Origin of the sequence: Balneola sp. EhC07 (assembly GCF_001650905.1) — a bacterium.
Lineage (GTDB): Bacteria > Bacteroidota > Rhodothermia > Balneolales > Balneolaceae > Balneola.
Genome location: NZ_LXYG01000014.1, coordinates 228,304 through 243,019, shown reverse-complemented (window position 1 = coordinate 243,019; position 14,716 = coordinate 228,304). Strand labels below are relative to the sequence as shown.

At 36.2% G+C, this 14,716-nt stretch carries 11 protein-coding genes; 5 read left to right on the top strand and 6 right to left on the bottom strand.

Features of this window, described 5'->3' with window-relative positions; translation table 11 throughout:
• Positions 1 to 12: 12 nt before the first annotated feature.
• The 5 genes from rnr to A8B79_RS06315 are packed head-to-tail and all read right to left on the bottom strand — an operon-like array spanning position 13 to position 10,098.
• Complete coding sequence (gene rnr / locus A8B79_RS06335) at positions 13 to 2,169, bottom strand: ribonuclease R (RefSeq protein WP_076782541.1); 2,157 nt, start codon at positions 2,167 to 2,169, stop codon at positions 13 to 15.
• 12 nt (positions 2,170 to 2,181) lie between these two features.
• Entirely contained in the window at positions 2,182 to 6,873 is a 4,692-nt protein-coding gene (locus tag A8B79_RS06330; protein WP_066219652.1) for a translocation/assembly module TamB domain-containing protein, read from the bottom strand.
• Entirely contained in the window at positions 6,874 to 7,965 is a 1,092-nt protein-coding gene (aroB, locus tag A8B79_RS06325) for a 3-dehydroquinate synthase (protein WP_066219650.1), read from the bottom strand.
• Positions 7,958 to 8,521: a shikimate kinase gene (locus A8B79_RS06320; RefSeq protein ID WP_066219647.1), complete on the bottom strand. Its 564-nt coding sequence runs from the start codon at positions 8,519 to 8,521 to the stop codon at positions 7,958 to 7,960. Before A8B79_RS06320 ends, aroB begins: the two co-directional genes overlap by 8 nt.
• 2 nt (positions 8,522 to 8,523) lie before the next feature.
• Positions 8,524 to 10,098, bottom strand: a complete 1,575-nt coding sequence (locus tag A8B79_RS06315; RefSeq protein WP_066219644.1) for an NFACT RNA binding domain-containing protein — start codon at positions 10,096 to 10,098, stop codon at positions 8,524 to 8,526.
• A 44-nt stretch (positions 10,099 to 10,142) separates the two neighbouring features.
• Between A8B79_RS06315 and A8B79_RS06310 the strand changes: the two genes are divergently transcribed.
• Both A8B79_RS06310 and A8B79_RS06305 read left to right on the top strand, forming a co-directional pair.
• Positions 10,143 to 10,796 (top strand): hypothetical protein, encoded by a 654-nt coding sequence (locus tag A8B79_RS06310; RefSeq protein ID WP_066219641.1) that lies wholly within the window; start codon positions 10,143 to 10,145, stop codon positions 10,794 to 10,796.
• A complete protein-coding gene (locus tag A8B79_RS06305) occupies positions 10,796 to 11,215 on the top strand; it encodes a putative signal transducing protein (RefSeq protein ID WP_066219638.1) in 420 nt (139 codons plus the stop codon). The genes A8B79_RS06310 and A8B79_RS06305 overlap by 1 nt, the downstream gene beginning before the upstream one ends.
• Positions 11,216 to 11,425: 210 nt before the next feature.
• On the opposite strand, the gene A8B79_RS06300 is transcribed toward A8B79_RS06305, so the two are convergent.
• A complete protein-coding gene (locus A8B79_RS06300; protein WP_066219636.1) occupies positions 11,426 to 11,719 on the bottom strand; it encodes an HU family DNA-binding protein in 294 nt (97 codons plus the stop codon).
• A gap of 199 nt (positions 11,720 to 11,918) precedes the next feature.
• On the opposite strand from A8B79_RS06300, the gene A8B79_RS06295 reads away from it, so the two are divergent.
• The 3 genes from A8B79_RS06295 to lptC are packed head-to-tail and all read left to right on the top strand — an operon-like array spanning position 11,919 to position 14,713.
• The gene (locus A8B79_RS06295; protein WP_066219632.1) at positions 11,919 to 13,544 is read left to right on the top strand and encodes an alanine/glycine:cation symporter family protein; all 1,626 of its coding nucleotides are present in this window, start codon (positions 11,919 to 11,921) and stop codon (positions 13,542 to 13,544) included.
• A gap of 4 nt (positions 13,545 to 13,548) precedes the next feature.
• Positions 13,549 to 14,175, top strand: a complete 627-nt coding sequence (gene upp / locus A8B79_RS06290; RefSeq protein WP_066219629.1) for a uracil phosphoribosyltransferase — start codon at positions 13,549 to 13,551, stop codon at positions 14,173 to 14,175.
• Positions 14,162 to 14,713 carry an LPS export ABC transporter periplasmic protein LptC gene (gene lptC / locus A8B79_RS06285; RefSeq protein ID WP_076782538.1) on the top strand — a complete coding sequence of 184 codons (552 nt, stop codon included), beginning with the start codon at positions 14,162 to 14,164 and terminating at the stop codon, positions 14,711 to 14,713. The genes upp and lptC overlap by 14 nt, the downstream gene beginning before the upstream one ends.
• Positions 14,714 to 14,716: the final 3 nt, after the last annotated feature.

Below are 14,716 nucleotides of genomic sequence, written 5' to 3'. Positions count from 1 at the left end.
ATCAATATCAGTTTATTTTGCTAGTGTAAAATCAATTTGTCGCTTTTGTGTATTCGTGCTTTCAACTTTCACTTTAATATCATCACCAAGTTTATATGCTTTACCTGATGACCGCCCTACAAGTGCATGCGTTTTTAGATTGAAAACATAATAATCACCTTTCAGATCAGAAACTCTAACCATACCTTCACAAAAAATGTCATTTAAATTTACAAAAATACCTCGTTCAGTAACTCCGGTTATGGTACCGTTGAACGATTCACCTATTTTTGTACTTAAAAATTCCACTTGCTTAAGTTTTATAGAATCTCTTTCTGCATCCACTGCAACTCTTTCGCGACTGCTACAATGTTCGCCATGTTTTATGAGAGCCTCAAAGTTATAACCGGTTGTACCCGATGAATATTTTTTTAATAATCTATGGACTATCACATCAGGGTAACGGCGGATAGGGCTTGTAAAGTGTGCGTAATGTGGAAAGCCTAATCCAAAGTGTCCAATATTAGCCGGAGAGTACTCTGCTTTTGCCATTGAGCGTAACATTAATCCATTAACAATAGACTCTACAGATGTGTTTTTTACTTTTTGCAGAAGCTCATTAATCTTTTTGGGAGTCATATTATCTGTTACTTCAAATGTAATGTCTAAAGGAGCTACCTGTTCAGCTACACCAGCTAATTTTTCCTGATCCGGTTTATCATGAATACGATAGAAAAAGGGAAACAGATTTTTAGACTTCTTCTTTCCTGATTCCTTTCTAAGATTTTCGACATGCAGTGCAACTGTTTTATTTGCCATCAACATACATTCTTCAATAAGTCGATGAGCAAATATTCTCTTTTTAATGATCACTTCAATAGGTGTCCCTCTTTCATCCAGAACAAACTTTGGTTCCGGATTATCAAAATCAATAGCGCCTTCTTTGAACCTTTTATCTAGAAGAGTTTTTGCTAATTTCTCAGCTATCTTTAATTCTTTTTTATACTTATGATCTTTTCCATCCAGTACTTCCTGAGCCTGCTCATAAGTAAATCTTTGCTTTGAGTGAATAGCTGTTTCTTCGACGGAATAATCTATCAATTTCCCTTTTTGATCGATCTCCATAAAGCAGCTGTAGGTTAGTTTGTCCTCATTTGGGCGAAGACTACATACACCATTACTTAGTTTTTCTGGCAACATTGGAATTACTCTGTCAACCAAATAAACGCTGGTTCCACGGCTATATGCTTCTTTATCAAGAATAGTATCAGGCGTTACATAATGACTTACATCTGCAATATGTACACCTAAATAAAAATTTCCATTCTCAAGTAATTCAATGCTCAGCGCATCATCGAAATCTTTAGCATCCGCAGGATCAATGGTAAACACAAAATCTTCCCGCATATCTTTACGACGCTTAAATTCTTCCTCGGGAATTTCTACAGGAATTCTATCTGCAAAGGTTTCCACTTCCTGATCAAAATCTGACCTGAGCTCATTTTCCGCTAAAATTGATAGGATATTTGCGTCATTGGTCCCTGATTTACCCAATATTGAAGTCACTACTGCTTCCGGTAATGCTTTTGGATGTGTCCAGTTTTTCAGTTTGAATAGAACTTTATCATCATTATGGGCTCCATTAACATTGTCTTTTAAAACAAAAAAGTTAACATGTGCAGACTTTTGGTCAGGTTCTATTAAAAAGGTTCTGTCGCCTGTCCTTTTAAACGTACCAACATAAAATTCTTTCCCTCGTTTTATAATCTCAACAACTTTTCCTTTAGGTTGGCCGCTGTTTCTTTTACCAGTAATTTTAACTGAGACAATATCATTTGGTAAACATAGACCCGTATCATTTCCGGGAATCATTACATCTTCTTCCATCCCTTCTACGATTACATAACCGGTCCCTCTTGGAGTTAACTGAATGTATCCTTCAACTAAATTAGAATCTTGTGTCTTTACTTTTTTGTGAGATGTTCTTAGCTGAATTTGTGGACCATTTTTGCTTAAGATCCCTTTTTTATCAAGCCTGTCTATTGTTTTATCTAATTTACGATGCTCTTTTTTACTGTTTATTGCTAATGCATTCGCAATCACATCTCTTTGTAATGAATTATTAGGACTGCTTTTTACAAGATCTATTATTATTTGTTCTAAACTACTTTCTCGTGAGTTTCTACTCATTAAATCCTTTTGTTAACTGGGATTTTCATTCCCATTATTTTCTTCTTTGTTTTTATTTTTACCAAACAGCTTTCTGAACGGACTACCTAATCTCCTGAAAAAATCTTGCCAGGTGTTAAAACTTACTTCGGCTTCTACACCAACTCCGTTAATATCTTGTCCTTGTTGGGATTCTTGTCCATTTGAGAGATTACTAAAAGTGGGGTCTTGCCTGTGAAAAGCAGTAACTGAAAATGTTCGGTTTATTTTATATGTAGCTCCCAAATCTCCAATATTTGATTGCGCCCCTGTAAGTTGTCCGTCTCTTCGAATAATAATTCTGTCATTATAAAGCCTGAGTGCCAAACCTAGATCAACCTGATTATAGGTATTTAGATTAAAATCTACATCAAAACTGCTTATATCACTGCTCAATAAAGAGTTAATTTGATTAGAAAGCAAAGGGCTTATTAATTGGTTTGATATCAATGGGTTTAAAACAGCACCGCTGCCCGTAAAGTTCTCTGTTAATGAGGAAGCTCCATTTACTGAAGTAGCGGGAATAAAATCTCCCATTAAAAGGAAGCTTGTAGCTTGCAGTAATTTTTCGTCTTCATTTCTATTTAGGGATGCAATCTGAGTAGATAATGTAGAACTTTGTCTTGCTTCAAATGTATTTGGTAAACGGAAATAGAAATTGTTTTCGATACTGGATAGAGAACCGCTAATATTAAGAACAAGATCAACCGGTGTACGTTGAATGTTACTTGGATCTGTTAGATCCAGTTCAGACCTTGAAGTGGTTAATGTTCTGATATTAGGCCTTGCAGAATACACCGCATTTATATTTATACGTGCGTTATCAGGCTCTCCTTCCCAAACTATATTTCCACCCGGCTCAAGATTAAATCGTCTTGTGAATATATCCCCACTTACTAATTGATAATTTCCATCACTTATATCAAACCTGCCAAAAATACTGAGGTCTTCATCTTCCAGCCTGATTCTTAAACGACCGGTACCATTTGCGGTAATAATATCTCCTGTAATTTGATCGAAGATGAGACGTACCGTCATTGGGTCGTTTGCAATAAACTGAAGATCTAAAGTGAACCTTTCAGCAAAAGTAAGGTCTGAAAGATCTAGTTGGTCATTGATAGAAAACGTACTTCCATCATTCAGTGATGTTGAATCTACTCCATAACCATCAAAATTATCTACAAAACGAATAAACTTATTGTCTTCATCAAATTCCGTTTCTTCAAGCAACGGTAACTCAATTTGAGAAAAATCTGAAATTAACATTGGCTCAGGGGTAGTCAGAATCGGATTAAGGTTGGTGCCTGAAATATTAACAACTCCCGTTCCGTACGCTTTCCCAAAGAATGGGGCATTGGGATCAAAGTTGTTATTCAGGAATTGAAATTCATCTGTATCAATTCTGATATCCATACTATGTACGGGTTGGAAATCATTAAAATTATACCAACCGTCTAAAACTGCCATACCTCCGGAAGGATCTATCAAAAATATATCTTCAAAAACTAAACCGTCTTTTCGGGTAAAAGTGATCGGACCCTGACCATAATAATAAGTATCTAAAAATCTTGGCTTCATGTAAACCGCATCATTTGCACCAATATCGTAGTCTACCTTAAAATCATAGTCATCGAGATTGCCCCATATTTTACCCGACCCTGTTGCAACTCCGGCCATTTCTGTAAATACTTTTGGTATCAGGAAAGGAACAATCCAAAGATCTACGGTATTGAAATCCAGATCAAAACTATAAAGTGAATCGGCTTTAGGGAATTCACCGTTTACAGGAGCTAATACATAGCCAGAAAATTCCAGATTTTGACCTTCCCTGTCATTTCTTTGAAAATATTCAGGATATATTGTTGAATCGGTAGTAACACTTATGTTTGTATCGAATCTGTTTAAGTCTTTATTGAAAACACTGGAAATTGCAAAATCGCCTACCGTTTGGTCGTTTAAGGAAAAGGCGTTCAGGTTTATATTTCCTTCAACTGTAGGAATTTTAGTTAACGTTCTGGTAGTAAAAACACCATTCAAATTCCCGCCGAAATCTACTTTTCCATTTATCAGATCTGATATTCTATCTAACTTTACACCTCTGAAAAAGTAGTTTACGGAATCTGTCACTTCATTACTGAATGCGCCTTCTACATTAAATAATTCTTCCCGGTTCTGAAAAGTAAAGTTCTCAAAAACCAGTTTTTCATTGTTGGTATAAGTTAATCGCGGTTCATCTCTATTTTCCCATGAATAAACCTCTGATCCAAGCCTGAACTCATTTATACTTGTAACTATTGCTGTATCCGAAAAGGCTGATGTACTCGAAAGTAAAAGTGCAGCATCATTTCCTATAACTTCAATATTATTATTAAGTATGACGGTATCTTCAGTCATATCAAAATTGAAATTAAATCCTTGTGTGTCAAAATAAGGTGTGTTAAAACGGGCTATATCTACGCTTACCAAAAAGTTTGAAAAATCTTTCAGAGACTGGTTATATCTGAAACTACCTGTTAGTTGTGTTCTGATGGAATCTGCTTCAAATTCTCCCAACTGAAATTTTGAATCAAATATATCCGCATTAAATAAAAGCCGTGTTGTATCAGCAGTCACATTCGAAGTCAGTCGAGTTGATGCAACCATATCAGGAAATTCAGGATAGTATTTTTGAACCAAATTAACATCTTTCAATTGTGCGGTTATGTTAAAATCCTGATTGCCTAATCCTTTACCGACTTTCAATTTTGTATCTGTGAATGTCTCTGTAAAAAACTCTTCTTCTAAGCGCTCCTTAAAAAAACCAGCCCAATGTTTTGCTAAAGGAAGAAGATTTGTGATCATAAAATTACCTTCCAAACTTACATCCAGTACAGTAGTTGTTACACGAATTGATCGGTTTGAAGAGGTAAGATTGGTTACATCTGCATACAGTAATTGTGGTTTAAGTGTATCACCATTAGAGGTTGAGAAAGGAATATTAACATTAAGCACCCCGGTTGCATCATTTAATGAAGTTCCTTTGAAGTCTGCTTGGTATTCGATGTCCATCTGAACGTCAGCTAAATTTTCAGATTGAATAAAATATTGTAAGCTTAGATTATTTCCCTTTCCATCCAGCTTGAATGAGCTTGATTCATTTGAAAAATCAAATTCTCCTTTTCCTTCGAGTGTGCCATCGCGGGCTCTCACTAAAAAGTCAGGAGTTATTACTTTATTCTTACCTGTAGCACTTAATTCTACCAAAGAAAACGTAGAATCATTTACAACCACATCTTTTGAAGAAAAATTAAAAAGGTCGAAACTTGTAAGGTCTTTATAATCAGACGTTTTAAACTCCCCTTTTGAAGTTATATTTGTATTCTTAATAAAGTCACCAACCAGGTTTCCGATATTCAAGGAATCTGTTTCAAACTGTACATTTAAGATCTTTTCATCTGCAAATCCCATACTTCCGGTAAGTGAGATTGAGCCTCTTTTACCTTTGCTTGTAAAACTGCCTTCTGTATTCGTCAGGTCCCCTGTCAAGCCAGCTGTTAATGTGGTGTTTGATATTGCTTCGAGTTGGTATTTATTTATTTCAGGGTAAAAATCCTGAACATTAGAAGTATCCAGAACCACATCTGTGAACTGAAGATCGTAACGGAAAGGATTATTTTTGTCAAAATTAAATAGCTTACCAGAAGCATTAATTGACGAATTCCCATATTCAATTCTTGTAGTATTTACATCAACCTCTTCAATTCCGCCTGAAAAATCAGCTTTCACAAATAGTGGAAATCTAAAGGAGGGCCACTCCGGTAATAGCTTATTTATACGATCTTCAGATAGAGAAAATTCTTCTATATCCAGATCATACTCTGCCTCTCTGAGTTGTTGAAGAAAGTCCAATTCAAAGATATTGATCCCATCAATACGACCAGTAAAGTTCAGGTATGAATCCTGGTTTATAAAGTTAAATGAATTGAATTCCAGATATCTGTTATCGCTATAAATTTGACCAAAAACCTGACTTCTTCCTAAAGCAATTTCGTTTGAGGTGAATGAAAGCCTTTCAATATCAAGAAACCGTTCGTCTTGTTTGTATTCAAAATACATTGACAAATCCAGATCATCTATAACCAAACTGTCGGAGTTTGAAGTAAACTCGGTTGGTTTATATGCATTGCGGATCAAAATTTGTCCGCTTGTTATAGTTACATTCGGTGCCAGTATTTCAAAAAACGGGGATTTTATTTCAGAGCTGTCAGCAACAGGTATGTTGGTATTCTTTTTTTTAAGGGCATATAACAAAGAAATATCAGACTCTGGATCTATTAAAACAGTTGGAGAAGTAATATTAAGACCGGTTACAATAAATCTCTGCTGAAACAGAGCCGGAACATTTAAATTAGCTGAAACGCTATCACTTTTAAATACTGGTACAATACTGGAAGAATCCGGATATAGGTTTACGTCTTTAAGTTCTATTCTGAATGGAATTAATCCATCCAACTCTCCTATGGTAAAAACTCCGTTATATTTTTCGCTAAAGTTAGTTTCTATTCGGGTTGCTAAATACGACTTTGCAGGTTCCATCTGGATTAATCCAAACAATATTCCAACTGCAACCAACAATGTTAAAACTGTTGCTACTGTAATAGCCCAAAAGGCATTCCAAACTCTATGTAGCCATCTAACTACGGGCACTTATTTAAATTCCTCAATTATAAATTTCCATGATTCTTGAATTACTGATACATCCTGTATGATCCTGGATCTAGCAACTCCCGGTTTTTCCAACATAATTACTTTGATCGAGCCGTCTTTTACTTTCTTGTCATGCAGCATCAGTTCCGTTAGTTCTGCTACCGATTCTTCAGGGTCAAATTTCGAAGTGTATAACGCTCTGAACACAGATAAATTGGCAATATCAATATTAAATCCTAATAAATTAGATAATTTTACTGCTCCCCACATACCCATGAACACTGCTTCTCCATGAGAAGAATTCTCGTATCCACAAACTCTTTCGATCACATGTGCAAAAGTGTGTCCAAAGTTCAGGATTTCTCTCAGTCCCGATTCTTTAAAATCCTTTGCCACAATATCAGCTTTAATTTTAGCGCAAATTGCTACTAAATGTTCCCAATCTTTTGAATACACAAATGGTTTTGAAATCGGGAGTTTTTCTAAATCTTCAATAATACTTGGAGTGCTAATCATCCCATACTTAATAACTTCGCCCAAGCCATTAGCTATCTCTTTTTGAGGAAGTGTTTCCAAAAACTGCAAATCAGCAAAAACAGCTACGGGACTGTAAAATGCACCGATCAGATTTTTACCAACCGAATGGTTTATCCCTGTTTTTCCGCCAATTGAACTATCAACCATTGCTAATAGTGAAGTAGGAATATGAATTAGTGGCATGCCTCTTAGTGTAGAAGCAGCTGCAAAGCCTCCCAAATCCCCTGTAACACCTCCACCAATAACAATGACCGGAGTAGACCGCTCTACTTTCGATTTCAGAATTGTATCTACGATATCCGTGTATTGGCTTAAGCTTTTACTTTGTTCACCTTCAGGCACTGAACATAAAACTACCTCATCAAATAGTACTTTTAAACTACTTATATAGCTATTCTGATATAGACCAAGAACATTCTCATCGACAATGAATACTGCCTTTTTAAGGCTGAAATTATCCGATAAAAAACTAATGATCTCATCTTCAAGCTTATAACCAACCACTATTTGATGATCCTTTGAGTAATTTGTATTCAATTGAATACGCTTAGACATGTTGTTTAATTTTTTCTATTAGTCTGTCCACTACTAAAGATTTATCATCTTTTCCGGTAGTAGTGAGTTTAACCTGAGCCTGATTGTAGAATTCAATTCTATTTGAATATAAGGTTTCCAGCTCATTTTTAAGCGTTTCTCTTGATTTAATTTCACCATCACTATTTCGAACTATCGGGCGTTTAGGATTTCGTAGAACACGGTCCAAGATCACATCCATAGGAGTGTCTAGAAATACAATTAAACCGTGCAGTTTTAAATGATCTACTATGCGTTGATTTTGTAATGCTCCCCCTCCTAATGCTACCACTCCTTTAAAGGCTTTGGTTAGCTCTAAAAGGTATTCCCATTCCTTTTCTCTGAAATATTCTTCTCCATGCTCTTTAAATATTTCCGGAATAGTTTTTCCTTCTTTTTTAACCAAGTACTTATCCAGATCATGAAATGGCAGTTCCAGGTTCTTTGCTAACCGTGATCCAATAGCACTTTTCCCCGCTCCCATAAATCCGGTCAAATAAAAACTACCCTGAAACTTCTTTAACCTGTAATCATTCATCTCTAAGGCCTTTTAGGGCTAACAAATTCAACTTCTTCCTTATCCACAAGAACTGCCCCGGCAGGAGCTCCTTTCGGCTTACGAACGTATTTTTTCTTGGTAACAATAACAGGTACAACTTCTGCACCTTTCGCTTTTGAATTATAAGCTGCAAAAGAAGCTACTTCTAAAATCACACTTTTAGGAGGCATTCCCTTATCATTTCCCATTCTAATTAATGCATGTGACCCGGCCACTTTTCGGGCGTGCAACCAAATATCTTCTTTGTGAGCCATTTGTACGAGTTTATCATTGCTCTTGGCATTTTTACCGATCCAAACAGGATAGTTACTCACTTCAAGTGTATGAAATGGTAAATCGGGTTCCTGTTTTTCATCTTCAGAAATATTTAATTCCTTCAGAGCTTTGATATTATCTTTCTTCCAGTCATTAAAATTCCTCAAGCTATTGAACTCTTCTATTTCCTTTTTAAGGTCTTCAATCAGTTCTTTTCTTTGTTCTAATATTGGAATTCTTTCCAGAGCTTCTTCGTAAGACCGGATCGAGTTTTTAGATTTTGAATAATATTTTTCAGCATTTTCAATAACTGAGAGTTTTTTATCTAATGGAATTTCTATTTCCTTTTCCTCATCATACAGATCATTAACTATTATTTTTGAATCATCTTCAGGTTTCAAATGACCATTCGCCATCAAAAGATGACCAAACTTCTCATATCTATCTGCTCTTTCCAAGCCTTTATCAGCCTTGTCAAGATTACGTAAACCTGACAGGGTTCTCTTAAGCTGTCTTTTTAATTTCTTAAGCAGCTCTCCCTTTTGTTGCCTTAATCTCTGATCATGAGAATAGTTTTTATACCTGTAAGCAACCAGGTCATTGATAGAATCAAAGAACCTTGCTGTTTTTAAAGGAAGTATTTCTTCACTGAATATGGAAGTATTACCGGTTTCCAGTAACCTCCATGATGGATTAGTATCAACTTCAGAAGTAAGTTTTCTTGTGAATGAAATAATTTCATCACTGTTCATTTCATCTACATGATATTCCTTAATAAGCTCAGAAAGATTTCCTCTGGGAATTAATGGATTCAGAGAAGTAAGTATTTGTTTGGGAGACTTATCCATATTCACATTTTCGAACAGATCGATCTCTTTTTCATCCGGCGTTTCTATTTCCTCAATATCATTGCCTTTGAAAGACTCAATTACCTCCCCCCCTTTTGCTAGCATCACATTCCCATTATTTCCGAAAATTTTAAAGATGAGTTCAAAATTATCCTGAATACAGATTGTAAATATTCGATCTGTCTCTGCAAGCTTCACATTTTCTATCTTCAGATCATAGATATCCTCGAAAAACGCTATGGTATTTTTTTTCTTAGGGTTAGAATAATGATCCAGAAACAAAGCCATATTTCCGGGACTGGTACTGAATACCAGTTTATGATGGTTTTCATCTTCTCCTTCTATAAAAAACTCTATTAGATTTTTATATCTAGTGTTGGCTAAAACAATTTTTTTACCAACAATTTTGGATTTAATGAATTCCTTTAAATATTTTAGTTCGTAATAATTCAAAGAGAGCTTTAGGTTTTAAATACTGATTTCAAATAAAGAGGTTTATGCAATATCCTATTTTTAATTCGATAATAAACACTGTTGATACCAACTTAGAGAAAAGAGGAATATCAACCGATATGTTTAAGACTTGGGAAAATAGTAAAATAAATGCCACCGGTTTAGAATTGGAAATAAATCTTTCAAAAATTTCTCCTTTCATTCGTGCACTTTCAATTAATTTTGATTGGGACAGCTTCAGAGAAACTGCGCTAGCAAAAAAACTTGAGGGTATGGAATCTCATCCCTTCTTAGAAATGGATAAGCTTAAAAACACCAGCCTTACTCCAACCATTGATGTTGAAATAGCATGGCTTTTTGATGAACATACCTGTCAGCCTATCGAGACAGACAAAAATGGAAATTACCGGGTTGAAAGTGCCAGCAGATGGATGGAATCGGTAAGCAAAGATGTAAATAGTTTATTAGCAAAAGATGATATAATTACACGTTGGCATGTTGAAATTGAAGGCGACCAGGATGGAAAGTACTTATCTGCCATAAACTTGATCTCCTATTTTCAATATCAAATTGATACCCCAAAAAACTTACTTGAGGTTAACCAACTTGTAAGCCGACGTTTACATGAATTGCTGTTCAAAGCAAATAAGGTTATCAATATTTCTGACGAAATCTTATCTAAAGCTGTTGCTGCTTAATGGATCAGCCAAAATTGGTTGTAGTTCATAGTTTCTATAATCCGAATGATGCGTATGCAGCAAAATCGATACTGGAAGATTCCGACATCCCGGCTTTTCTTCTTGATAGTAATACAAGCACTTCAAATTTTGGATCCGCAATTGCTATAGGTGGTAACAGACTGGCAGTAGCAGATATGGACCTTAAAGAAGCTGAACTTATCATTCAGGACTTCTTAAAACTTATTAATGACCCAAGTGTAGAAATCGAAAAGATACGTTGCCCCAGATGTCAATCAGAGTTAGTAACAAATAAGCCTGTTACTCTTGTTAAGGCTTTGCTCACATTCTTTATTACTACTTTGTTTTTATTCAGCTCTAATCCATACTACTATTGCAAACGCTGCAAGTACAAGTGGAATGAAAACAAACGAACATAAAAAAGGCTCTGATTGATTTAATCAGAGCCTGAAAATTATTTCTTCTTCTTGTGTCTGTTTTTTCTCAGACGCTTCTTGCGTTTGTGCTTTGCAATTTTTGAACGCTTTCTTTTTTTACCGCTTGGCATAAATGGTCACCAAAAATTTCTGATTGTTATTTCTATGAATTGATTAGCTTTAAAAATAAGAACTTTTCAAAGTTTTTCTAAATCATTTTTTTTCTGACATACTTTCGTTTACAGCTTCTTTAAAGTCTTTCGACATTTTTAACATAGGTGCATACTGCTCCGGTACAATAACTTCTTCATTTGTTTTCGGATTCCTCGCCACTCTTTGAGCGCGTTTAACTACTTTAAAGCTTCCAAAGCCACGCAATTCAATATGCTCGCCTCTTTTCATGGCGTCTATAACAGTTTCCATGAAACCATTAACCACAGCCTCTGTTTCTACTTTTGTTAGCCCTACTGATGATGATATAATATCTACGATGTCCGCTTTTGTCATAATTCTTATCCCTGATAAAATTTATTTTTTCTATTAAGCCAATCGTTTAAAAAAACAAAGCTTACTTCAAATCGTTCACTTAAAATAACTATTATTTTGGACCAAATTGTTAAAGAAAAAATGTTATCAATAATTATTCCTAAATCTTTTTTACTTTCATGGGTCATAAAAAGCTACTAATTCAAAATTAAATGATTGCATGGAATTATTTGAAAGTATTGTAAACAGTTTAAACGACCTTGTTTGGAGCACACCTTCCAACTTCCCTTTTATGGTAGTTGTTCTTCTTAGCTTCGGGATTTTTATCACTTTACGCCTCGGTTTTGTTCAGGTTCGTAAGTTCGGTCATGGTGTACTTTCCGTAATGGGTAAGTATGATCACCCTGATGCCGTTGGTGACGTAAATCACTTTCAAGCATTAACCACTGCACTCTCAGCAACCGTTGGTATTGGTAACATTGCCGGAGTTGCTATCGCCATTCACTACGGTGGACCCGGTGCTCTTTTCTGGATGTGGGTTACCGCATTCTTCGGTATGGCCATCAAATACACAGAATGTACTTTAGCTGTTAAATACAGAGTGGTAAATGATGATGGATCAGTGTCAGGTGGACCAATGTACTACATCGAAAAAGGTCTTGGTCAAAACTGGAAATGGCTTGCCATCTTTTTTGCTGCAATGGCTGTAATCTGTTCGTTCCTTACAGGAAATGCAGTTCAGGCTAATACAGTAGCCGACACCATGAGAAGTACTTTCTTAGTACCGGGTTGGGTTACAGGTTTAGTTACTGCCTCTCTGGTTGGAGTTGTAATTATCGGTGGAATTAAAAGAATTGGTAAAGTTACCGCGAGCCTGATGCCTGTAATGGCAATTATTTATGTGTTAGGAGCTTTAATTATTCTTCTGATGAACGCGAGCGAAGTTATTCCCGCCTTTAAAACTATTATATCATACGCATTCACTCCGGAAGCAGGAATATTTGGTGTTGGATCAGGTGTATTCTTAACAACTTTAGTTTGGGGTATTAAACGTGGTTTATTCTCGAATGAAGCCGGTCAGGGTTCTGCCCCTATTGCTCACGGTGCTGCTAAAACAAAAGAACCTGTTCGTGAGGGTGTTGTAGCACTACTTGAACCATTTATTGATACGCTTGTAGTTTGTACAATGACCGGACTTGTGATCGTTAGTACAGGTGTTTGGGAACAAAAGCATGATGTTCCGTTCTTAGCATCCAGTCTGGAAAATACCTATGTAATTGAGCAAGGTAATTCTTTATTAGTAGTTGATGGAGTTCCAACGAATGGAGAAGTCATCCGTAATGATCATCCAACAGGAGAATTTTACACAGATGAAGACAGAACTCAATTATTTAATGGTTCTATTTCTTTAGAAGACGACAAATATGTAGCCAAAAGTATTGATGGGAATGAAGTTTCAGAGTTGCATTCTTCTATTATAGAAAACGGAGCGCCACTAACCGCTCTGGCTTTTGAAAAAGGTCTTCCTTTTGCCGGAGGAAAGTATATCGTAACTATTTGTGTGATCTTATTCGGTATCTCCACAGCAATTAGCTGGAGTTATTACGGAGACAGATCTATTCAATATCTTGCCGGAGACAAGTCCATTATTTATTACAAAATGGTTTATCTGGTTATGCACTTTTTGGGAGCTATACTCGCCCTCGAAACCGTTTGGGCAATCGGTGATATTGCACTTGGTTTAATGACCTTCCCGAATATCATAGCATTATTTGCACTTTCAGGAACCGTAGCTGTAGCCAGCAAAACTTATTTCGCTAAAATGAAAGACCAAACAGGTAAATAGTTTTATGAATAATGTATTGGAAGTCGACCATCCCGTAATTGATATTTACTTAACAGCTTTACGGGATAAGACTACCAAAACGGCTCCATTCAGAAGAGCGATGGCTAATATCGGAAACATATTAGCCTATCACGCTTTGAGTGAATTACCGTTAACTGAATTTGAAGTTGAAACACCAATTCAGAAAACAAGTGGTTTCACACCTTCTACAGATGTTGTAGTAATTCCAATTTTAAGAGCCGGATTAAGTCTTGTGGATGGAATAATTAATTTTATACCTGAAGCAAAAGTGGGACATATCGGTGTATACCGCCATGAGGAAACACATGAACCGGTTAATTACTATCACAACCTTCCAAATGGAATTGAAGATGCATTCACTCTGGTTGTGGATCCGATGCTAGCCACAGGCGGTAGTGGTAGCCACGCAGTTAAGTTTCTGAAAGAATCAGGAGCTAAAAATATTCGTTTCGTTGCACTCATAGCTGCTCCGGAAGGGATCGAGCGTCTGCAAACTGATCATCCCGATGTTCCCATTATTACTGCTTCAATAGATGAAAAGCTTAATGACCAGGCCTATATCATCCCCGGCTTGGGAGACGCCGGAGATCGCTATTTTGGGACAACTTAAGTACATATTTGCTCCATTAGTTCTTTTTTTGATAGTGTCTCAATGCACTGAGTTGTCTGAATATGATAACGAACGCATTCAGGAAGCTTTAGGAGATTCTCTAATCACCAGCTCCACTACAAAACAAGTGGATATGGACATTATCGAAAATGGAGCTTTAAAACTGAATCTGAAAAGTAGTCGTGCCCTTACCATCACAGAAGACAGAAATAAAACAACTTATCTGAGCGGGCCGGTGGCAATAGATATCTTCAAAAGTGACACTTTGGATACTGAAGTTTCTGCTGATAGCGCTATTTACTTACCTAAAGACGCACAATTCGAGCTATTCGGAAATGTGATCGTTCACTCTAAAAACGGACGATTCCTATATTCCGATTATTTAAAATGGCTGAGAGAAGATGATGAAGTTACCACTCCAGGTAGAGTTCTCATCATAACAGAAACAGACAGTATTGCAGCAACAGGATTTGTTGGGAATACAGATCTTACAAATTACACTCTTACTGAAGTAACAGGGAAAACTCAGTTTAATTGAACA